This is a genomic window from Bacillus sp. FSL K6-2431 (assembly GCF_038005165.1).
Lineage (GTDB): Bacteria > Bacillota > Bacilli > Bacillales > Bacillaceae > Bacillus > Bacillus pumilus.
Map to the genome: position 1 here is coordinate 104,573 of NZ_JBBOSQ010000001.1, position 20,505 is coordinate 125,077.

Below are 20,505 nucleotides of genomic sequence, written 5' to 3' on the forward strand. Positions count from 1 at the left end.
GGTAGACTAAATAAAAAAGAAAGCAGTTGATAGAAAATGACGAGCGTACACGAAGAGATTTCAGCACACTCACAAAAGCAGCATGCTCATATTCAGTCCTTTCTTGAGCTTGAACAGAAAAGAGAACAAGCAATAGAGATGGCTGTTGTCAAATGTGAGCAAAACGAGCCATTTACAACAGACGAGATCAACGCCATTACGTCGAAGATGAATGAGCTTGCACGAGGCGGTATTGTTCCGCTTCGTAAGCTTGTGACGAATGATATGGTCAGAGAGTATGTCGAGCAGAAACAGAAGTAAAGAGTAACTTTCTCTTTTTTGGTCATCTTAATGAATGTACCGAGAAAGGGGAATGATCATGAAAAAAAAGCAACAGACAAAGCAGCAGGATGAGCGTGACCCTAAACAAAAAGACATGCCGTCCTATGCAGAAGCAGAAACGAAAAAAATGCAATACGGTCAAAAGTAAACGGGCTGCCTCTTCTTTTGTAAAAGAAGAAGGCGCCTTTTTCATGTCTAGTTTTGTGTTCTGTGATAGAATGGGAGTATTGTTTTGAAAAGGGAGTTTAAGAGAATGAATAAACACGTACTGCTTGTAGATGGAATGGCGCTTTTGTTCAGATCGTTTTATGCGACGGCTGTCCATCGCAATTTTATGATAAATGACCACGGTGTACCAACAAATGGAGTGAATGGCTATTTGAAGCACTTATTAACAGCTGTACAGACATTTGAGCCAACTCATATTGTGTGCTGCTGGGATATGGGAAGCCAAACCTATCGAAACGAATTGTTTCAAGAGTATAAAGCAAATCGAGGAGAGGCGCCTGTCGAGCTCATTCCGCAATTCGATTTAGCAAAAGAAGCTACAGAAGAACTAGGAATTGTGAACATTGGTTTAAAGGGCTTTGAAGCAGACGATTGTATTGGTACACTTGCTACGCTTTACCAAAAAGAAGCACGCGTAACTGTCCTAACTGGTGACAAAGATTTGCTGCAAATTTTGAATGAACAAGTGACTGTTGCCCTGATGCAAAAAGGAATTGGCAATTATAAGCATTATACAAAAGCCTTATTTGAAGAGGAAATGGGAATCTCGCCAAAGGCACTCATTGATATGAAAGCACTCATGGGTGATGCAAGTGATAATTATCCAGGTGTCAAAGGAATCGGAGAAAAAACTGCTTTAAAATTTATTCAAACATATGAAACGATTGACGGTTTGTTAGAAAATGTCCATGAACTAACGGCTGCGCAGCAAAAGAAAATGCAAGCAGGATTAGAAGATTTGAAGCTTTCTCGTCTATTGGCAGAGATTAAATGTGATGTCCCGCTCAGCTGTCCAATGGATGAGACGAAAATGAACATCAATCAAGAACGTGCTGCTGCTATGCTGAGGCACCATCAAATCAAAGGAATCGAACCGATGATGAATCGTTTAAGTACAATAGAGATCAGCTAAAGCCGATCTCTAAGGTTCATCTTTTTGTATTGCTTTTCTTTGCTCTATTTTCCAGCTGAGATAGTGGCTGTTTATCTTTTGTTTGCGCATCACCTTGTGGGGTTGTCCCATTTGTGACACGACCTTTATTTTCTTTATCCAATCAGTATCACCTCACACACATTAGCATAACCGAAAAAAAGCGATTCATCCTTTAGATAGGTGAATCGCTTTTCTGGCGAGCTGATCTGCTATTTGGTTTTCCTTACTCGGAATCCATTTAATAAAAAATAAATCAAACTGGCTTTGAAGCTCGATCATCTCTTTGATAAAGTGCTGAAAGGCTGGATTTTTAGCAAATCCTGCATTGGCTGCGCGGTCAACTACTTGTGAATCTGTTCGAAATGAAACGGTACGCAATCCTTTTTCTGCGCATATTTTCATCCCCTCGATCAGAGCAGAAAATTCTGCTTCGTGATTGCTCATGGGTTCAAGAGGAATGGAGAAGGATTCAGCCTTTCCATTATATTTGATGAAAATGCCGATGCCAGAGGGACCTGGATTCCCTGCACTCGCACCGTCAATGTATATTTCTGCTGGCACATCATTTCACCCTTTCATCAAGCGGAACCATTTTTTTCGCTGCATACGCGTAAGGTGTTGCAATCGCAGCGACGATAAATTTAATGACATATGTCGTGATGAAGATTTCTATCCATACATGAAATGGATACGTGCCAAGAAAGGCAATGGTCGTGAAAATCAATGTATCAAGAAGCTGGCTAATCATCGTACTTCCGGCATTGCGCACCCAGAGCGCGCCATCGGAAGGAAATATGCGGCGAATAAACGAATATACATAAACATCTAGCATTTGACTGATGATATAAGCAGCGAGACTGCCAAGTGCAACCCTTGGCATAAAGCCAAATATGGTTTCCAGCGATGATTGTGAGATATCAGATGGAGCGGGATGGAAAAGCAAGGCTTCCTGCATGACAACAGTTAGTGTTAAAAGGGTAGCAAAACCAATCCAGACAGCTTTTCTCGCTTCATTTTGTCCATATTTTTCATTCAATACGTCCGTTGCAAAGAACACACTGCCATATAAAATATTTCCAAGTGTTGCGGTTAGGCCGAATAATTCAACGGTTTTGACAACTTGTAAATTTGCGGCAACCGTCGCAAAGCCAATCCAGACAAAAAGGCCCATCTTGCCAAATCCTTTATAAAATAGAAGAACAATGATAAAATTAATGATCGCAAATAAGATCCAAATACCTTCATTAAACAAGTGACATGAACTTCCTTTCTCATTGTAAATGTAACTTTTTGATTATAGCATAACGTATGTTTACCTTAAAAGCACGGGAAGGCGATGTGATCAATGAAACTAAGAGCACACTACACAATGAAAGTGAAATCAATTGGGTCCATTGCTTTTTACCAAGAAGATTGGTTGGAGCTAAAAGAGGCCTTGAGGTTAGCAAAACATATTGACAAAAAAGAACCACAGTCACTTCTGTCATTTGAAGATGAAAAAGGGGCTATGTGGTCTATAAAAGAGCTTGAAAAGCTAAATGAAGAATTAAAGCTTGAACCTGATCAGCTTCAAGTCTATTTTGATGCAAGTTTTCACAAAGAAACCGGTGACTCTGGTCTTGGTGTTGTCGTCTACTATAAGCTAGGAAAAGACGCTTATCGATTGAGAAAAAATCAGCCTTTCCAAGGGAGTACCAATAATGAAGCAGAGTATGCGGCTTTATTTGAGGCAGTAAAAGCTTTAAAAGACCTGGGGGCAAGCAGAAATTCTGTCACGATTAGAGGAGATTCACTTGTTGTCATGAATCAGTTAAAAGGAGAATGGCCTTGTTATGATGATGTACATAACAAATGGCTTGACCGAATTGAAGCGGCTTTAAAAGAGCTGAAGCTGACGCCAACCTATGAAGCCATCGATCGGAAACAAAATGCAGAAGCGGATCAGCTTGCAAGACAGATTCTTGCAGACGTCCCAATCGAAAGTACATTGAAATTAGAAGCAGACGGAGCTGAATAATGTGGATAAAAAAACAGCAGTACAAGAATTGACCGATCTTCAAGACACGTATTGTTCAGATTGTTTGATTAAGAAGCATTTTCGAAAAGAATTTGGCAAAAAATATGCCCATTCCTTTTGCATACAGCAATGCACTGTTGGAGAGAAAATAAAAGAATATGGCCAAACGCTGCTCAAAAAATAAATGAACGGACCGGTTTTCCCAGCTCAAACATTCGCTCTTGAAAAAAAACGGATAGAATGTGTAAAAAAAGAACATATTCCGAAAAATGAGCCGATATAACTATAGAAAGTTTTGGTTGAGTTACTTTTTGACTAAGTGACGGATATTAGAGGAAAAGGGGAAGGCCGGTATGAATAATAAGGAGTTCGAAACGGTATTACATCGAACATTTCAAGAGGTGTACAGCGATCTAGAGCAACTTGTAGATGTAGCAAAGAAGGGAAGACCTTTTCTCGAAAAAGATATCTCTGAAATTGAACAACGACTGAAGCAAAATATTTTAGCAATTGAAATTCAGCTGAAAATCAAATAAGAGAGGCATAAGCCTCTCTTTATTTTGCATCATTGATTTAGTTGATTAGATTTTTGTTACGTTTGCAGCTTGAGGTCCACGATTACCTTCAACGATTTCAAAAGAAACTTCTTGTCCTTCTTCTAAAGACTTGTAACCGTCACCTTCGATAGCTGTGAAGTGAACGAATACATCGTCTCCGCCTTCAACTTCAATGAAGCCGAAACCTTTTTCATTATTGAACCATTTTACTTTACCGTTTTGCATATTGCTTTTTCCTCCTAGTACTGTAGCATACCTTTTGGCATACTAAAAAAAATTTTCATCACCTAACGACTTTGCAGTTGTTAAATGATGGTTCCACTATACACCATCAAAAGTAAAGCGTCAAGCGGGAGAGCCAAATTTTGAGCAGAATGTTTGATTTTTTTTGACAAATAACAATAATAGCTAAACCGTCTCCATTTTCTGAAACTTTATGCACAGTTTGTCCGTATATAAAAAAAATACAGAAAGAGGTGCTATCATGAATCGTTATACACTCGAAGAATTTGTTCAGAATACGCAGCAGGAAGATAAGGGAGAAGGGGTCTTCGAACTTGAAACATCAAGACTTTTAGAAATTAATTTGACTGATACCATTTGGGCAAAAACAGGTTCCATGGTTTCGTACCGAGGCAAAATCAAGTTTGAACGTGAGGGCGTGTTTGAACATGGCGTCTCAAAAATGTTTAAAAAAATGCTGTCAGGAGAAGGCACTTCACTCATGAAGGCAACAGGTGATGGGAAATTATATGTAGCAGATCAAGGCAAAAAAATCTCAATTCTTCGTTTGGCTGAAGGCGAATCCATTTTTGTGAATGGGAATGATTTGCTCGCATTTGAACCTTCAGTCCGCTGGGATATCAAATTGATGAAAAAAGTGTCGGGGATGCTTGCAGGCGGATTATTTAATGTCAAATTAGAAGGACCAGGCCTTGCTGCGATTACGAGTCATTATGAGCCGCTCACATTGATTGTTCAGCCGGGTGACTCTGTCTATACAGATCCAAATGCGACAGTTGCATGGTCAGGGGATTTAAAAACTGAATTTGTGACAGATGTTTCATTCAAAACCTTTATTGGCAGAGGAAGCGGAGAGTCTATTCAAATGAAATTTAGCGGAAGCGGCTTTGTTGTCGTGCAGCCGTTTGAAGAAGTGTACACAACAAATGGAAATCAAGGATAAAGAAAAAGGTGTCCGTCAATGACGGACACCTTTTTATGATAATGCGCGAGCATACGTTTTGTTATTCGTGATGATATCTGATTGCTCAACGATATCTTCCAAAATGGTTTGAGAAGAATGCTTTAAGTGAAGATTTTTCATGTTTTGTTTCATGGTTTCTAACTTTTCTTCATCTTGAAGCAAGTTGGTCACAGATTCTAAAATGTCTTCATGTCTGTTGATGACGATGGCTGCCCCATAATCTTCAAAGAAATGAGCATTTTCCTTTTCTTGTCCAGGGACAGGCTTGTAAAGAATGACTGGGACGCCGATTGCAGTTGCTTCTGTTAAAGTAATGCCACCTGGTTTTGTGATCATACAATCTGTTACTCTGAACAATTCATCAATTTGTTCCACATATCCAAGCGCCTTCAATTGATCTGGATGTGCTTGTTCAAGATCGCTTAGTGATTGTTTCAGCGCTGCGTTCTTTCCACATACAACAACAATTTGTACTTCACTGTCTAGAAGCAATGCTTCACATAATTCCTTGACATTTTTCAGTACACCATGAGCACCGGCCATAATCAGAAGAACTTTTTTGTTTGATGATAATCCATATTTTTTATAAATCTTCGATTTTGGCACGTCTGCTTCAAATTGTGGTCTAATAGGAATGCCTGTCACTTTGACATCGCTTGGATGTGTGCCGATTTCCACTAATTTTTGTTTCACATAATCGGTTGCAACATAGTACCGGTCGATGTTTTCATGTACCCAAATCTTATGAAGACAGAAATCTGTCATGACATTAAATGTCGGGATGACTTTTCCTGTTTTGTTCCGGTATTCAGGAACAACAATCATCGGGAATGTAATAATAATCATATCCGGATTGTGTAATTGAATAAGTTCATCAAGACGCTTATTTCCCATTTTTAAATAAATGTTAAATTTGCGTTTATTGTAAATTTTATCTACACCGTAATAAAACAAGCGATAAAATTGTTTCCCAATGGAAAAGCTCTTCAAGTATAAATATTGAGTCACTTCCGACACAATGGGGTTTGATTCTTGATACAAATTAGAAACTACAACATGCTCAAAGCCTTGAGATTTGCACTCATCATACAGTGTTTTAGCCACCTGCATATGTCCATTTCCATAATTTGCGGTCAAGATTAATATTTTTTTATTGGTATTCAAGAATATTCACCTCAAATGTAATCAACAACAACAAAACTTCGTACGAAAACTATTAATCTCATAGGTCTACATATACATAAAGATAACATATAAACAGTCAGAGCATATCATTCGTTACGAAAGAATTAAACTAATTTTAAAAAACAACAAGACTAAATTGATAATGGAAGACAGAGCCATTTGTATTTTAACACATTTTGGCCATTTATCATCAGACTACAGTCTATTTTATTCCCAAACGTATGGTGTTTCTTGATAAACATAATAATTGAGCCAGTTCATAAACAGTAAAGTGGCATGGGCTTTCCATCGATTCACTGGGACTAATGTGTCACCATCTTCTATAAAATAGTGGACAGGTTTTTGGACTGTATCATCCTTCAACAAATCTCTTTCATATTCCTGCTTCAATGTGTCCGTATCATATTCAGGATGTCCAGTTAAAAATACTTGTTTATCATCATCTGAAACAATTAAACAAACACCCGCTTCTTCAGAGACACTCAATACTTTCAAATTCGGCGTGTTTTTTAATTGTTCTGTATTAATATCTGTATGCCTCGAATGTGGGACATAGTATACTTCATCGAAACCTCTGACTAATCTTTCTTTTTTCTCTTTCACAAGATGCTCAAATACACCAAATTTTTTCTCAGCAAGCTTGATTTTCTCAATACCATAATGGTGATATAGGCCTGCCTGTGCACCCCAGCAAATGTGAAGAGTAGACGTCACATTCGTTTTACTCCAGTCCAAAATGTCCTGCAGCTCTTTCCAATAGGATACTTCTTCAAAAGCTAAATGCTCAATTGGTGCGCCGGTGATGATCATTCCATCAAATTTCTTATGGCGAATCGATTCAAAGGTCGTATAAAATTCATCTAGATGCTCTCTCGACGTATTCTTCGGTGTATGCGTACTTGGAATCAAAAACGTAAAGTACACTTGCAAAGGAGAATTTCCGAGCATTCTTAGCAGCTGCGTTTCAGTTTGTATTTTTTTTGGCATTAAATTTAAGATCACGATATTCAAAGGACGGATATCTTGCTTGAATGCCCTTGTCTCATCCATGACGAAAATGTTTTCGCTCTCTAGTATTTGTTTTGCCGGCAGATGAACTGGTATGTTAATAGGCAACTCGCCACCCCCTGAACCAAAGATAATTTCATTTCATTATAGGAACTTTCTGGCGATATTTCAATGTTTCAATTATGTTACAATGAAAAACAGAGCAAAAACAAAGCTGTTTCTCGAAAAAAAGGAGGCCGTTTATTTATGATCACAAAGCATTTATCAGATATTGACATCGCCCAAAAGGCAAAGCTGAGACCTATTCAAGACATCGCAGCAAAGCTGCAAATACATGACGAAGAATTAGAATGCTATGGTTTCACAAAAGCGAAAATATCTTTGACTATTTTTGACCGTTTAAAAGAACAAAAAGAAGGACATGTGATCCTTGTCACATCGATCAATCCAACGCCAGCAGGTGAAGGGAAGTCTACCGTCACAGTCGGGCTCGGTCAAGCCTTCGAAAAAATAGGGAAAAAAGCAATCATAGCAATGCGAGAGCCTTCATTAGGTCCTACAATGGGTATAAAAGGCGGTGCAGCAGGTGGAGGATATTCACAGGTGCTACCAATGGAAGAAATCAATCTTCATTTTACAGGAGATTTTCATGCCATTACTTCTGCACATAATGCCTTATCTGCGTTCATTGATAACCATATCCATCACGGAAATGAACTTGGCATCGATGCGCGCCGCATTGTATGGAAGCGAGTGCTTGATTTAAACGATCGTGCTTTAAGACAGGTCGTTGTCGGACTTGGTGGACAGGTAAATGGGTATCCTAGAGAAGACGGGTTTGACATCACGGTTGCCTCCGAAATGATGGCCATCCTTTGTTTAGCAGAAGACTTAACCGACTTGAAAAAACGTCTTTCTTCTATTGTTGTTGCCTATAATCAAGACGGGGAGCCAGTCACTGTTGGTGCACTTGGATATGAAGGTGTTCTGACGTTACTTTTAAAAGACGCACTCAAACCGAATCTTGTACAAACGATTGAAGGAACTCCGGCCCTCGTTCATGGCGGTCCTTTTGCCAATATTGCGCATGGATGTAATAGTTTAATTGCAACTAAAATGGCGGCGAAATTAGCCGATTATGTCGTAACAGAAGCTGGATTTGGAGCAGATCTTGGAGCAGAAAAGTTCCTGCACATTAAAACAAGAGCTGGTGATTTCAAGCCTGGTGCAGTTGTCATTGTGGCGACTGTCAGAGCATTAAAGATGCATGGCGGAATGAAGAAAACAGAACTCAAAGAAGAGAATGCACAAGCTGTATTAAAAGGTATACATAATTTAGAAAAGCATATTGAAACCGTCCAAGCCTTCGGTCTTCCGTACATTGTCGCAGTTAACAGATTTATCACTGATACAAAAGAAGAGATTCAAGCGATAGAAGATTGGTGCCACGCACATGGCCACCCAGTCCAAGCTGTGAATGTATGGGAAGAAGGAGGCGAAGGCGGGACAGCACTTGCCGAAGAACTCGCAACACTTATTGAAAAGAAGAAGAACAGCTTTTCCTATTTGTATGAAGAGCATGATTCCATCGAAGAAAAATTATCTAAAGTTGCCAAAGTGGTTTACGGAGCAGACGGGGTCACACTCACTTCAAAAGCAAGAAAACAGCTGGCAGCCATCGAGGAAAACGGCTGGGGGCATTTACCGGTTTGTATGGCAAAAACGCAATATTCACTTTCAGATGATCCAGCTTTAATTGGGAGGCCTAAGGGCTTTACCATTACGATTCGTGAGTTAAAACCATCTGTAGGAGCAGGATTTATTGTTGCTTTAACTGGAAGCATTTTGACAATGCCTGGATTACCTAAAAAACCAGCGGCGCTCGAGATGGATTTATTAGAAGACGGCAGTGTGACAGGACTCTTTTAACCGGAAGCATAAAAAGCGATTTTATAAAAGAAGCATGTTACGATAGGAAAAAGTGAATCCTAGGAGGCTATGAGATGTCAATTTATGATATTCAGGTCAAGACCATTAACGGTCAAGAAAAATCAATGGCAGATTACAAAGGAAAAGTACTCATTATTGTCAACACAGCAAGCAAATGTGGACTGACTCCTCAATTTAAACAACTGCAGGAGCTATATGATCAATATCATGAAAAGGGCCTTGAAATTTTAGGATTTCCATGTAACCAATTTATGAACCAAGAACCAGAAGGAGAAGAAGCCATTCAAGAATTCTGTTCTTTGAATTATGGGGTGACCTTCCCTATGTTTGCGAAAGTAGATGTCAATGGTGACAACGCGCACCCACTCTTCAAACATTTAACAAGTCATGCAAAAGGTGTACTTGGCACAAAAACAGTGAAATGGAATTTCACAAAATTTATCGTGGATCAAAACGGAGAAGTCACTGAGCGGTTCTCTCCGAAAACATCACCAAAAGAATTAGAAAGCTCCATCATCGCTCTTTTGGACAAATAAGGTGCTCACCGTCATGCAGAAAAAACAATTGGAGGCAGCTGCCTCCTTTGTTTCAGATCGGCTGAAATATGAACCGACTGGACACGATGCGGCTCATATTGATCGTGTGCGGCAGCTTGCCTGCCAGATTGCTAATCAGGAAGGCGGCTCTCTGTTTGTGATCGAAATGGCAGCGATTGTTCATGATGTCATAGATGAAAAGCTGCCGGGTGAATGGAAGCTTTCACCAAAGCAGCTTGAGCTTCAGCTCCTTTCTTGGGAAGTTCATACGCGAGATATTCGTTATATCATGGACATCATTACAACGATGTCTTTTCGTCATCGACATAAGCAGAATAGACCAATAACGTTAGAAGGAGCCATTGTTCAAGACGCAGATCGGCTCGATGCGATAGGAGCAACCGGTATTGCGAGGGTGTTTACTTATGCAGGCGCAAAAGGGGAACCCCACTATACAAAGGACACGCAGCAGGGCTCTGTGCTAAAACATATGGAAGAAAAACTGCTCAAATTAAAAGACTTAATGAACACTCGTTCTGGAAAGCAGCTTGCTGAGGAGCGGCATGATTTGATGAGCCTATTTATCAAGACATGGAAAGAAGAATGCGGCCTTACAGATGAGTAGGGTCTTTATGTGTGTAAGGAGGATGTATAGATGAAAATAACAGCGATAGAACCGACGCCAAGTCCAAATACGATGAAGGTCATTTTGACAGAAGCACTTGCCGGCGGGAAAAGCAACAACTACAAAAAGGATCAAAAAGACGAAGCGCCAGAGATGATTAAGCGTATTTTGAACATTGAAGGTGTAAAAGGTGTTTATCATGTCGCAGATTTCTTAGCGGTTGAGCGTAATGCAAAGTTTGACTGGCAGGGCATTTTGCAGCAGGTCAGAGAAGCCTTTGGTCAAGAAACAGAAGGCCTTCAGGAAGGGTCGCAGTCTGGCGGTGACACATTTGGCGAAGTCAAAGTGTTCATCCAAATGTTTAATGGGATTCCGATGCAAGTCAAATTAACGGACGGTGAAAGAGAAGAGCGGTTTGGTATGCCTGAACGCTTCCAAGCAGCCATTTTAAAGCTCAGAAGCAGTTCAGACAATGTCGTATTTGAACGTGTGTGGAAAGAACATGGCGTTCGTTTTGGTGACTTTGCAGATATCGGCCAGGAAGTGACAGAAGAGCTCCAAGCAGCCTATGATGACGAACGTTTAGCCCGCTTAACAGAGGCAGTCAAAGAAGGACAAGAAGCTGTAGATCGACAGGTGAACCGTAAGGCATATGATGTGACAGAAGAAATGCTGCGCGAGGAAGATTGGAAAAAGCGTTTTGCCCATTTAGAGCAAATGCAGCCAGAGCAAAAGGATATACCTGTTTTAATGAAAGCAATGGAGGACCCTAAAACATCGATTCGCAGACAAGCCGTTGTGAATGCTGGAATGATTGAAGATCCTGCTATTCTGCCTATTTTATATAAAGGGCTTAAAGATAAAACAGTGACGGTCCGCAGAACCGCTGGAGACTGCATTTCAGACCTTGGTGACCCGAGTGCTATAGAAGCAATGATCGAATCATTAAAGGATCCAAGTAAACTTGTTCGCTGGCGTGCAGCGATGTTTCTTTATGAAGAAGGTGACGAAACAGCACTTGACGCATTAAAAGAAGCTGAGCAAGACCCTGAATTTGAAGTCAGCCTTCAAGTGAAAATGGCGATTGAGCGCATTGAGCACGGAGAAGAAGCGAAAGGCTCAGTATGGAAGCAAATGACAGAAAGTAGAAAAAATGCATCAGAATGATGAGACTTATGAGCAAGCTGCCAATGATAGGTAGCTTGTTTTTCTAAAATCATAGACGGAAAAATTTTTTTAGAAAAATTATTTTGAATATTGTTGAAATATACGAAAAAACTCTATATAGTAGTACCAATATAGAATATTGGAGGTCAGATTTTATGACACGAACCATGCTGAACACTAGCTTCAGCAGCTATGCTGGTCATCGGTCATTCATCGGTGTCTAAATAAACAGAAAATTTGTAAAATAAAATCAACTCAAAATCATACAGTCAACAAGACTTGTAGTATAGGAGGCTTTTTAAACAGATGGCAGAACTTCGTAGTAATATGATTAAACAAGGAATTGACAGAGCACCTCACCGAAGCTTACTAAGAGCAGCGGGGGTAAAGGATGAGGACTTCGGCAAGCCATTTATTGCTGTTTGTAATTCCTATATTGATATTGTCCCAGGACATGTCCATCTTCAGGAATTCGGAAAGATTGTGAAAGAAGCCATTCGTGAAGCTGGCGGGGTCCCATTTGAATTCAATACGATTGGGGTCGATGATGGAATTGCGATGGGCCATATCGGGATGAGATATTCACTACCAAGCCGTGAAATCATTGCTGACTCTGTCGAAACCGTTGTATCTGCTCACTGGTTTGATGGAATGGTTTGTATTCCTAACTGCGATAAAATTACACCGGGGATGATGATGGCAGCAATGCGTGTCAATATTCCGACGGTCTTTGTCAGCGGTGGACCGATGGAAGCGGGTAGAACAAGTGATGGCAGAAAGATTTCCCTCTCTTCTGTATTTGAAGGTGTCGGTGCTTACCAGTCAGGTAAAATTAACGAAGAGGAATTAAATGAATTAGAACAGTTTGGCTGTCCGACCTGCGGATCTTGTTCAGGTATGTTTACAGCAAACTCAATGAACTGTTTAGCAGAGGCACTTGGAATTGCTCTTCCTGGAAATGGAACGATTTTGGCGACATCACCAGAGCGAAGAGAATTTGCGAAAAAGTCAGCAAAACAACTAATGGAGCTCATTAAAAAGGATATTAAACCACGTGATATTGTCACTGAAAAGGCAATTGATAACGCATTTGCATTAGATATGGCACTTGGTGGTTCAACGAATACAGTTCTTCACACACTTGCGATCGCAAATGAAGCAGGTGTTGAATATTCACTTGAACGCATCAATGAAGTAGCAGAGCGTGTGCCTCATTTATCAAAACTTGCTCCAGCTTCGGATGTTTATATTGAGGATTTACATGAAGCAGGCGGTGTCACAGCTGCACTAAATGAATTGTCCAAAAAAGAAGGCGCCCTTCATTTAGATACAATGACCGTCACAGCGAAAACGATGGGTGAGAACATTGCAGGTCACGAGGTTAAAGACTATAACGTCATTTATCCAATCGACAAGCCATTTACTGAAAAGGGCGGCTTAGCGGTTTTATTTGGAAACCTTGCGCCAGATGGAGCCATCATTAAAACGGGCGGAGTACAAGATGGGATCACACGTCACGAAGGACCTGCGATCGTATTTGAATCCCAAGAAGAAGCTCTTGAAGGCATCATTAATAGAAAAGTAGAAGCAGGACATGTTGTCATCATTCGCTATGAAGGACCTAAAGGCGGACCTGGTATGCCAGAAATGCTTGCTCCTACTTCACAAATTGTCGGGATGGGTCTTGGACCAAAGGTTGCTTTAATTACGGACGGACGTTTTTCCGGCGCTTCTCGCGGCTTGTCTATCGGACACGTCTCTCCTGAAGCAGCTGAAGGCGGCCCGCTTGCCTTTGTTGAAAATGGTGACCATGTCGTGGTTGATATTGAGCAGCGCATTTTAAGCGTAGAGGTTCCAGAGGAAGAATGGGAAAAACGAAAAGCGAACTGGAAAGGCTTTGAGCCAAAAGTGAAAACGGGCTATCTTGCCAGATATTCAAAACTTGTGACATCAGCCAACACAGGCGGAATTATGAAAATTTAATCTGAAATAGAACATTTGAAAATTGGCTCTCTCTATAGTATCCTTTATTCACAACATAAGGATTTTAGAGGGGGCTTTTTTATGTCAATGGCATATGAAGAATATATGCGCCAGCTCGTTGTGCCAATGCGCCAAGAGCTGACAAGTGCAGGATTCCAAGAACTGACGACGGAAGAAGAAGTAGAACAAACGATGCAAGAAGCTGAAGGAACAACATTTGTTGTTGTTAATTCTGTATGCGGCTGTGCTGCCGGCTTAGCACGCCCAGCAGCGACTCAAGCTGTGATGAAGGCAGAAAAAGCGCCAGACAAAATCGTCACAGTATTTGCTGGGCAGGACCGGGAAGCAACGGCAAAAATGAGAGAATACTTCACTGGTGAAGAGCCATCATCTCCTTCTATGGCCCTTTTAAAAGGAAATGAACTCGTTCATTTTATCCCACGTGACGAAATTGAAGGTCATGAAATGGAAGATATCATGAAAAATGTCTTAACTGCATTTGAAAAACATTGCTAATACACGTGTTGAAATGCCCTGTAACTAGATCAGGGCATTTTTTCTTGATCATGATGGAGGAACGATATGCTCATTACAACAAGCTTTAGAGCAAATGAACAAACGATTGAAACAGCGAAGGCTCTTGCAGAGGATTTACATGGTGAGTATGTAGAAAGACGCAAACAATCTGTCAAGCAGCTTGCGATGAAACGAGGAGATGTCCTTGTTGTCGGAAAAGAAAGATTTGAATGGTATCAGCCAAATGGTGAAAAGTTCTTCTTTCATCCAAGCTCAGCGATGTTCAGGGTGAAGCGGCTCTTGCGCGAAGAAAAGGATCCTTTAATTGAAGCAGCACAGCTAAAGCCGGGAGATTCCTTTTTAGATTGCACACTTGGCTTAGGGTCTGATGCGATTACTGCAAGCTGTGCGATAGGCAGGAATGGAAGGGTCGTCGGTATTGAAAAGAATCCCATTACGGCGTTACTAGTGAAAGAAGGACTGAATACATGGGAGACGGGGATAGAGGAAGCTGATGAAGCGATGAAACGGATTTCTGTTATCAGTGGAGACAGTATCGAGCAGCTAAAGAAGTATCCTGACTGTTCATTTGATATCGTCTATTTTGATCCGATGTTTGAGGAAACGATCCAAGAATCTACAAGTATAGCGCCGCTACGTCATGCGGCAGAGCACGACTTTGATCACGAAGCAGCCGTGCAAGAAGCATTAAGAGTGGCAAGAAAAAGAGTGGTGTTAAAAGATCATTGGAAAAGCACACGATTTACAGCGGACTCTTACCAATTTCACGTCATCAAACGAAAAACAGCCCAATTTCATTATGGGTATATCGAGAAAGAAAAAAGCCCTCTCTAAGGGCTTTTCAGCGTGTAGACAAACCCTCGCATTCGGTGTCAGTCCTGCGTGCTGGTGCTCACGAATGTCAAATTCGCTCCGCGCCAGTACTCGTCCTTCCTAGACTTCAAAGGTTTTCTATCACGCTGAAAAGAAGACAAAGGGCTAAAATCAAGATCATTTTAGCCCTTTGTCAACAATCTGAAAAGCCCTCTCTAAGGGCTTTTAATCCGTAATCTCCATATAGACAAAATAAAACAGTGTCAGCAAGGAAGCTGTGACGAAAAAGCCTTCAAGCATACCCATTCCTCCCAAATTTTAGTTGCCATTACTGTCATTGTAAACGTTTTATTATGAAAAAGAAAGTCTCAAATCAGTGACCAAATTGAATGACTGAAAATTCATTATATGCTAGAATAGCAGTATGATAACTTATGGAAGGAATTAGATATCATGAAGATGTGGATGAGAAAAACGCTTGTTGCGCTCTTCACCATTGCAACTTTTGGTTTGGTCTCTCCTCCGTCGGCTTTGATGACAGACAAGCCATCTGAACTTTCTTCACCTGATAAAACGCCTTATACAGCGGTTTATGATACATCAGGCTGGGAACGATCGCAAGAGGCAAGCAAAGAGCAGGTAGACCCCTTTGAGCAATATAAGGAAGAGGTTCTATCAAGTGCAGAAAATCAGTCATTTCTCAAATTCGGCCGTAAAATCACACCTGTCATTGAAGACGAGTACAGAGAAGAGATTCAACCGAAAATTGAACAAGTGTTAACCGATGTTTTAACAAATTTCAAAGATGACGAAAAATTTCAAGATGTTGTGTTAACTGATCAGCCTTCAAGCGGAAATGGCGAAAAAATCTTTCACATCTACAACCGGAAGACTGGAGAAGATTTGCTCCGTTTTCATGTGAGAAGAGATCAGCCGCCACACAGCGGATATTGGTTTAACTTTCACTACCATACAGCAGAAGATGGATTCCAGACGCATCATGAACTCGGTAATATTTACTGGGACAAAAACACCCCGCCGAGCTGGATGAGCCACTAGAAGGAGATGTCATGCCAATTGAAAAAGTATACAATGAACGAAATGGTGCAGATTACAAAACGAATGTTAAACGAACGCGGAGTGAAAATTGAAGATATTGCACACATTGTGCTAAAGCTTCAAGAAAAATATCATCCAAACCTTCCACTTAGTGTCTGTATTGAAAATGTTGAAAAAGTGTTGAATAAAAGGGAAATTGTCCATGCGGTTTTAACAGGACTTGCCCTTGATCAGCTGGCAGAAAAAAAGCTGTTGCCAGAACCTTTGCAGCACTTAGTTGAAACAGATGAGCCGCTATATGGAATTGATGAGATTATTCCGCTTTCCATTGTCAATGTATATGGATCAATCGGCTTGACCAACTTCGGTTATTTAGATAAAGAGAAATTTGGTATTATCAGGGAATTAGATGAAGGTCGTCCAGGTGAAGTGCATACCTTCCTTGATGATCTTGTCGCCGCGCTTGCCGCAGCAGCAGCTAGTCGTATTGCTCACTCACACCAAGATATTAAGGACGAAGAGCAGGATCGAGTGAATCAAGTATAAAAAGAAAAACATGTCTGCTCATGATTATGCAGGCATGTTTTTTTGGTGTTTAAACAAAAGCGGAAATAAGGTAAACTACAACAAGAACATAAATAAAGGATGAAAAAAATGAAACAATACAAAGAGTTATGCCGTCATGTATTACAGCACGGGGATGAAAAAGGTGACAGAACGGGAACAGGTACAATCAGCACGTTCGGTTACCAGATGAGATTTGATTTGCAGGAAGGATTTCCGCTGTTAACAACAAAGAAATTGCACCTGAAATCAATTATTCATGAGTTACTGTGGTTTTTAAAAGGTGATACAAATGTCAAATATCTTCAGGAAAATGGTGTCCGTATTTGGAACGAATGGGCAGATGAAAATGGCGAACTGGGCCGTGTATACGGAGCGCAGTGGCGATCTTGGGCTAGTGGGGACGGTGAGACAGTGGATCAGATCACAAAGCTGATCCACGATATCGAGCATAATCCGAATTCAAGAAGACTGATCGTCAGCGCTTGGAACCCGGCTGAAATTGATCAAATGGCACTGCCACCATGTCATTGTCTGTTTCAATTTTACGTATCAAACGGGAAGCTTTCTTGCCAGCTTTATCAAAGATCGGCAGATATCTTTTTAGGCGTGCCATTTAATATTGCTTCATATGCTCTTCTCACGATGATGATTGCCAAAGTCACAAATCTTGAGCCAGGAGAGTTTGTTCATACGCTAGGAGATGCACATATTTATCAGAATCATCTTCCGCAGGTGAAAATGCAGCTAGAGCGCGAGGAACGCACGCTTCCGCAGCTTCGCATCACAAGAGATGTGAAGAGCATTTTCGATTTCACGTTCGATGATTTTGTACTTGAGAACTATGATCCGCATCCGCATATTAAAGGAGAAGTCAGTGTATGATTTCGATGATTGTGGCGACAGGAAAAGACAGAGTCATTGGTCAAGATAATCAAATGCCTTGGCATTTACCAGCTGATTTAGCGTATTTTAAGAAGGTCACAGGCGGCCATACGATTGTCATGGGCAGAAAAACGTTTGAATCCATTGGACGAGCGCTGCCTAACCGCCGAAATATCGTGCTCACAACAAGTTCTTCTTTTGAAGCAGAAGGATGCGAGGTTGTCCATTCCATTGCCGATATTTTGGCAATGGGGGAAAGCGAGACCGAGTTATTTATCATCGGCGGGTCTAAGCTGTATGAAGAAATGATGCCATATGCGGATCGTCTATATATCACGCATATTCTCCATGCGTTTGAAGGAGACCGCTACTTTCCTGATTACAATGAAAACGAATGGACGGTTGTATCACGCAAAAAAGGCCATCGTGACGAAAAGAACCCCTACAATTATGAATTTGTCGTATATGACAAAAAAGGATAAATGAGTAGGAGGAGTACGGTTGTTTCGTTATTGGTTTTTAACGCTTTATGTTGTTGTATCCTTTTTTAAAAGTATGAGGCATTTGCATGCTCATGAATTAACTGATCCACGCATTTCCTATACGAAACGAATGCACCTCATTCATGAGCATGTAAAAAGGTTTGCCCGGGGATGTATTGACCAGTCAGGATCAGTCATGACCATTCACCAGCAAAAGAAGCTGCCAGATGGACCCGTTATTTATATCACACAGGTACTGAATCCAGTCACGACGACATTATTGATTGGTCACCTTGAAAAACCATTTGCTTTCATGGCAAAGCCGAATCTTTGTCGATATCCCATTTTAAAACAATGGCTGAAGAAGATGGCGGTTATGCATCAGAATCAATCTGATGATGCCTTATTAGAAGAAGCAAAGGAAAGAATCTTATCGGGTCAGAGTGTATTGCTTTCAGAAGCACAGCGTCACATGGCAGAGGCACTTGCTGAAGATTGTGATTGTCCGCTTGTACCGGTTGAAACAAGTGGAACGGAGCGTCTATTAACTGGGAAAGTCGTGAAAAGGCTGCGCCCTGTTAATGTTGATATTCATATTAAAGCACCTGTCATGATGAGCGATTACGCCCAAAAGCGCGCATAGAAAAACCAGCATCCACTTTCGGATGCTGGTTTTTTTCATGCAGCAGGAATGTTCACACAGTAGAAGAGAATGCAGAAGAACATTGATGCACTGCCGCCGAGAACAAAGCTGTGCCAAATGGCATGATGATAGGGGATTTTCCGCCAAATATAAAAGATGGTTCCGACCGAATACAATAGACCGCCTAACAGCAAGAGGCCAAATCCTGCGCCCGTTAATCCAATGTAAAGTGGTTTGATGGCAATGATAATCATCCAGCCCATTAATAAATAAACGAGGGTGGACACAATGATAAACCGTTTGACGAAAAAGATTTTAAAGACAATTCCGCCAGCAGCAAGAGCCCATACAATTGCAAGAAGCGTATAGCCGAGAGCGCCTTTTAATGGTCCGAGTAAAAAGGGCGTATAGGTACCAGCGATCAATACATAAATAGCCGAGTGGTCGAGGATTTCAAATACATCTTTTGTTTTTTTGTGCCGAATGCTATGAAGCAAGGTCGAGCTTAAATAGAGCAGCAGCATGGATGCCCCAAATATTGAAAAGCTCACGATCTCTGTGATAGTGCCGTATTGAACAGCGAATAACACGAGAAAAACAATGGCTGGTATGGATAAAATAACGCCAATGCCATGTGTAATGGCGTTTGCAATTTCTTCTTTTACAGTAAACAATGGATGTCCTCCTTTTATTGAACCGGTATATAACCATCAAGTGACTTCAGGAATGAAAGACCTTCAAGTGTAATCTTTGTGCCGGCCCTGCCTTTTCCTTTCGTCACGTATGCTTTTTTCTCAAGGTCATCTAATCGGCTCCTCACCTGCTGAGGGGTCAGCGGGATGTCGCCTTGCTTGCTTAATTCAGACAAGATGCGTCTGCTGGCTGCTTCACCTTTCTCATTGAGAGATTTAATGGCTTCTAGCAGGAAAACAAACTCTTGTTTTTCCATTAGTGTGAGTTGATGATCTTCCTTTTTTCCTTTTACCTCCGGCGAAAGAGGGGTTAACACAAAAGGCGGCAGGTGGTGTAAAAATACCGTTTGCCCCTCGAGAATGACTGCAGCATAATGAACGATATTTTTGAGTTCCTGTACGTTTCCTTCAAACGGATACTCCTGCAAGGTTTCCCAAACACTTGGATCAATATCAGGCGCCATGCTCAGCTCCTGAAAGAAAGCAGTTGTTAACACAGGAATGTCAGTTTTTCGATCTGCTAATGACGGTAAGGGCAAATGGAAAACATTTAAGCGATAAAACAGCTCAGGTAAAAAGGTAGATGAAACCCTCAATGCCTCTATTGATAAAGACGAAGTGGCAATGATTTTTGTTGCAGGAGATGTTTCTAGAAAACGAACAACCTGATGCTGCATAGGAATACTTAATGCGGCGATTTCGTCTAAATAAAGGATTTGATGGGTCTTTTCCGTGAAGGCTTTCTGCAAGGTATCTTCATCTAAGATGGGGCAATATAGATATGTCAGTGAAGCGTTTGGAGCCGATGCATGAGCAATTTCATGGGCAAATCGTGTTTTGCCTGTGCCAATGTCTCCTGTGATCAAGACAGGCTGCTCGTGCTTTGTGAATTGCTTTGCCAGGTGAATGGCACGCTTCATTTCTTGATGCTCTCCATATATAGACGTAAACGAATGTGTGGTCATTGGGTGATTCCTTTCTTTATGGTTCTAATTGGTTCAATTGTAACACCCAATAAAACTAAATGTACAGAGAAACGAAAAAGTTTATGAAATTTATGCTTGATCTATGATCTATTGGTTTATTTTTTGAATATTCATGTTATAATGACA

General features: G+C 40.9%; 26 protein-coding genes. 18 read left to right on the top strand and 8 right to left on the bottom strand.

Features of this window, described 5'->3' with window-relative positions; translation table 11 throughout:
- Positions 1-36: 36 nt before the first annotated feature.
- On the top strand, positions 37-300 hold the full coding sequence (locus tag MHH40_RS00560) for a YpbS family protein (RefSeq protein ID WP_050943884.1): 264 nt from the start codon (positions 37-39) through the stop codon (positions 298-300).
- Between the two features lie 274 nt (positions 301-574).
- Positions 575-1,462, top strand: coding sequence for a 5'-3' exonuclease (locus MHH40_RS00565; RefSeq protein WP_212045978.1), 888 nt, complete (start codon positions 575-577; stop codon positions 1,460-1,462).
- A gap of 16 nt (positions 1,463-1,478) precedes the next feature.
- Here MHH40_RS00565 and MHH40_RS00570 read toward each other — a convergent pair whose 3' ends face one another.
- From MHH40_RS00570 to MHH40_RS00580, 3 genes are read right to left on the bottom strand one after another with little or no spacing between them, the layout of a single operon-like run.
- A complete protein-coding gene (locus MHH40_RS00570; RefSeq protein ID WP_003215584.1) occupies positions 1,479-1,604 on the bottom strand; it encodes a hypothetical protein in 126 nt (41 codons plus the stop codon).
- A 44-nt stretch (positions 1,605-1,648) separates the two neighbouring features.
- Positions 1,649-2,044: a reverse transcriptase-like protein gene (locus tag MHH40_RS00575; RefSeq protein ID WP_003215503.1), complete on the bottom strand. Its 396-nt coding sequence runs from the start codon at positions 2,042-2,044 to the stop codon at positions 1,649-1,651.
- 1 nt (position 2,045) lies between these two features.
- Entirely contained in the window at positions 2,046-2,735 is a 690-nt protein-coding gene (locus tag MHH40_RS00580) for a queuosine precursor transporter (RefSeq protein WP_003215661.1), read from the bottom strand.
- Between the two features lie 93 nt (positions 2,736-2,828).
- On the opposite strand from MHH40_RS00580, the gene MHH40_RS00585 reads away from it, so the two are divergent.
- From MHH40_RS00585 to MHH40_RS00595, 3 genes are all read left to right on the top strand, one after another.
- Positions 2,829-3,500, top strand: coding sequence for a ribonuclease H family protein (locus tag MHH40_RS00585; protein ID WP_003215694.1), 672 nt, complete (start codon positions 2,829-2,831; stop codon positions 3,498-3,500).
- Position 3,501: 1 nt separating this feature from the next.
- Entirely contained in the window at positions 3,502-3,684 is a 183-nt protein-coding gene (locus tag MHH40_RS00590; protein ID WP_003215998.1) for a zinc-finger domain-containing protein, read from the top strand.
- Between the two features lie 169 nt (positions 3,685-3,853).
- Positions 3,854-4,036 carry a hypothetical protein gene (locus MHH40_RS00595; protein WP_003215507.1) on the top strand — a complete coding sequence of 61 codons (183 nt, stop codon included), beginning with the start codon at positions 3,854-3,856 and terminating at the stop codon, positions 4,034-4,036.
- 45 nt (positions 4,037-4,081) lie between these two features.
- Here the strand turns inward: MHH40_RS00595 and cspD are convergent, their stop codons facing one another.
- A complete protein-coding gene (gene cspD / locus MHH40_RS00600; protein WP_003215784.1) occupies positions 4,082-4,282 on the bottom strand; it encodes a cold-shock protein CspD in 201 nt (66 codons plus the stop codon).
- Between the two features lie 259 nt (positions 4,283-4,541).
- Here cspD and MHH40_RS00605 point away from each other — a divergent pair, with 259 nt between their 5' ends.
- Entirely contained in the window at positions 4,542-5,243 is a 702-nt protein-coding gene (locus MHH40_RS00605; protein ID WP_050943887.1) for an AIM24 family protein, read from the top strand.
- Positions 5,244-5,276: 33 nt separating this feature from the next.
- Here MHH40_RS00605 and MHH40_RS00610 read toward each other — a convergent pair whose 3' ends face one another.
- Positions 5,277-6,428 carry a diglucosyl diacylglycerol synthase gene (locus tag MHH40_RS00610; RefSeq protein WP_003215454.1) on the bottom strand — a complete coding sequence of 384 codons (1,152 nt, stop codon included), beginning with the start codon at positions 6,426-6,428 and terminating at the stop codon, positions 5,277-5,279.
- A gap of 228 nt (positions 6,429-6,656) precedes the next feature.
- Positions 6,657-7,565, bottom strand: coding sequence for a homoserine O-acetyltransferase MetA (gene metA / locus MHH40_RS00615; RefSeq protein WP_003215782.1), 909 nt, complete (start codon positions 7,563-7,565; stop codon positions 6,657-6,659).
- 138 nt (positions 7,566-7,703) lie between these two features.
- Here metA and MHH40_RS00620 point away from each other — a divergent pair, with 138 nt between their 5' ends.
- The 12 genes from MHH40_RS00620 (at position 7,704) to MHH40_RS00675 (ending at position 18,701) form a co-directional block, all read left to right on the top strand.
- Positions 7,704-9,386, top strand: a complete 1,683-nt coding sequence (locus MHH40_RS00620) for a formate--tetrahydrofolate ligase (protein WP_050943888.1) — start codon at positions 7,704-7,706, stop codon at positions 9,384-9,386.
- Between the two features lie 74 nt (positions 9,387-9,460).
- On the top strand, positions 9,461-9,943 hold the full coding sequence (locus MHH40_RS00625; protein ID WP_003216059.1) for a glutathione peroxidase: 483 nt from the start codon (positions 9,461-9,463) through the stop codon (positions 9,941-9,943).
- Positions 9,944-9,956: 13 nt separating this feature from the next.
- Positions 9,957-10,568 carry an HD domain-containing protein gene (locus MHH40_RS00630; protein ID WP_137055071.1) on the top strand — a complete coding sequence of 204 codons (612 nt, stop codon included), beginning with the start codon at positions 9,957-9,959 and terminating at the stop codon, positions 10,566-10,568.
- A 30-nt stretch (positions 10,569-10,598) separates the two neighbouring features.
- A complete protein-coding gene (locus MHH40_RS00635; RefSeq protein WP_003215956.1) occupies positions 10,599-11,735 on the top strand; it encodes a conserved virulence factor C family protein in 1,137 nt (378 codons plus the stop codon).
- 306 nt (positions 11,736-12,041) lie between these two features.
- Positions 12,042-13,718 (top strand): dihydroxy-acid dehydratase, encoded by a 1,677-nt coding sequence (gene ilvD, locus MHH40_RS00640; protein WP_050943890.1) that lies wholly within the window; start codon positions 12,042-12,044, stop codon positions 13,716-13,718.
- 81 nt (positions 13,719-13,799) lie between these two features.
- On the top strand, positions 13,800-14,234 hold the full coding sequence (locus MHH40_RS00645) for a BrxA/BrxB family bacilliredoxin (protein ID WP_003215999.1): 435 nt from the start codon (positions 13,800-13,802) through the stop codon (positions 14,232-14,234).
- A gap of 66 nt (positions 14,235-14,300) precedes the next feature.
- Positions 14,301-15,089 carry a class I SAM-dependent methyltransferase gene (locus tag MHH40_RS00650; RefSeq protein ID WP_050943891.1) on the top strand — a complete coding sequence of 263 codons (789 nt, stop codon included), beginning with the start codon at positions 14,301-14,303 and terminating at the stop codon, positions 15,087-15,089.
- 432 nt (positions 15,090-15,521) lie between these two features.
- Positions 15,522-16,127, top strand: coding sequence for a YpjP family protein (locus MHH40_RS00655; protein ID WP_003215665.1), 606 nt, complete (start codon positions 15,522-15,524; stop codon positions 16,125-16,127).
- A gap of 18 nt (positions 16,128-16,145) precedes the next feature.
- A complete protein-coding gene (locus tag MHH40_RS00660) occupies positions 16,146-16,673 on the top strand; it encodes a phosphatidylglycerophosphatase A family protein (RefSeq protein ID WP_044141171.1) in 528 nt (175 codons plus the stop codon).
- 108 nt (positions 16,674-16,781) lie between these two features.
- Positions 16,782-17,576 carry a thymidylate synthase gene (locus MHH40_RS00665; protein ID WP_050943892.1) on the top strand — a complete coding sequence of 265 codons (795 nt, stop codon included), beginning with the start codon at positions 16,782-16,784 and terminating at the stop codon, positions 17,574-17,576.
- Positions 17,573-18,058 (top strand): dihydrofolate reductase, encoded by a 486-nt coding sequence (locus MHH40_RS00670; protein ID WP_050943893.1) that lies wholly within the window; start codon positions 17,573-17,575, stop codon positions 18,056-18,058. Before MHH40_RS00665 ends, MHH40_RS00670 begins: the two co-directional genes overlap by 4 nt.
- A 19-nt stretch (positions 18,059-18,077) precedes the next feature.
- A complete protein-coding gene (locus tag MHH40_RS00675) occupies positions 18,078-18,701 on the top strand; it encodes a lysophospholipid acyltransferase family protein (protein ID WP_050943894.1) in 624 nt (207 codons plus the stop codon).
- A 35-nt stretch (positions 18,702-18,736) separates the two neighbouring features.
- On the opposite strand, the gene trhA is transcribed toward MHH40_RS00675, so the two are convergent.
- Both trhA and MHH40_RS00685 read right to left on the bottom strand, forming a co-directional pair.
- Positions 18,737-19,375: a PAQR family membrane homeostasis protein TrhA gene (gene trhA, locus MHH40_RS00680; protein ID WP_003215766.1), complete on the bottom strand. Its 639-nt coding sequence runs from the start codon at positions 19,373-19,375 to the stop codon at positions 18,737-18,739.
- 14 nt (positions 19,376-19,389) lie between these two features.
- Positions 19,390-20,358, bottom strand: a complete 969-nt coding sequence (locus tag MHH40_RS00685) for a sigma 54-interacting transcriptional regulator (RefSeq protein WP_050943895.1) — start codon at positions 20,356-20,358, stop codon at positions 19,390-19,392.
- Positions 20,359-20,505 lie beyond the last annotated feature (147 nt).

Bases quoted from the DNA above. Each gene is read 5' to 3' on its own strand.
- MHH40_RS00560 (WP_050943884.1), top strand. From the start codon at position 37: ATGACGAGCGTACACGAAGAGATTTCAGCACACTCACAAAAGCAGCAT.
- MHH40_RS00565 (WP_212045978.1), top strand. From the start codon at position 575: ATGAATAAACACGTACTGCTTGTAGATGGAATGGCGCTTTTGTTCAGA.
- MHH40_RS00585 (WP_003215694.1), top strand. From the start codon at position 2,829: ATGAAACTAAGAGCACACTACACAATGAAAGTGAAATCAATTGGGTCC.
- MHH40_RS00595 (WP_003215507.1), top strand. From the start codon at position 3,854: ATGAATAATAAGGAGTTCGAAACGGTATTACATCGAACATTTCAAGAG.
- cspD (WP_003215784.1), bottom strand. From the start codon at position 4,282: ATGCAAAACGGTAAAGTAAAATGGTTCAATAATGAAAAAGGTTTCGGC.
- MHH40_RS00605 (WP_050943887.1), top strand. From the start codon at position 4,542: ATGAATCGTTATACACTCGAAGAATTTGTTCAGAATACGCAGCAGGAA.
- MHH40_RS00620 (WP_050943888.1), top strand. From the start codon at position 7,704: ATGATCACAAAGCATTTATCAGATATTGACATCGCCCAAAAGGCAAAG.
- MHH40_RS00625 (WP_003216059.1), top strand. From the start codon at position 9,461: ATGTCAATTTATGATATTCAGGTCAAGACCATTAACGGTCAAGAAAAA.
- MHH40_RS00630 (WP_137055071.1), top strand. From the start codon at position 9,957: ATGCAGAAAAAACAATTGGAGGCAGCTGCCTCCTTTGTTTCAGATCGG.
- MHH40_RS00635 (WP_003215956.1), top strand. From the start codon at position 10,599: ATGAAAATAACAGCGATAGAACCGACGCCAAGTCCAAATACGATGAAG.
- ilvD (WP_050943890.1), top strand. From the start codon at position 12,042: ATGGCAGAACTTCGTAGTAATATGATTAAACAAGGAATTGACAGAGCA.
- MHH40_RS00645 (WP_003215999.1), top strand. From the start codon at position 13,800: ATGTCAATGGCATATGAAGAATATATGCGCCAGCTCGTTGTGCCAATG.
- MHH40_RS00650 (WP_050943891.1), top strand. From the start codon at position 14,301: ATGCTCATTACAACAAGCTTTAGAGCAAATGAACAAACGATTGAAACA.
- MHH40_RS00655 (WP_003215665.1), top strand. From the start codon at position 15,522: ATGAAGATGTGGATGAGAAAAACGCTTGTTGCGCTCTTCACCATTGCA.
- MHH40_RS00665 (WP_050943892.1), top strand. From the start codon at position 16,782: ATGAAACAATACAAAGAGTTATGCCGTCATGTATTACAGCACGGGGAT.
- MHH40_RS00670 (WP_050943893.1), top strand. From the start codon at position 17,573: ATGATTTCGATGATTGTGGCGACAGGAAAAGACAGAGTCATTGGTCAA.
- MHH40_RS00685 (WP_050943895.1), bottom strand. From the start codon at position 20,358: ATGACCACACATTCGTTTACGTCTATATATGGAGAGCATCAAGAAATG.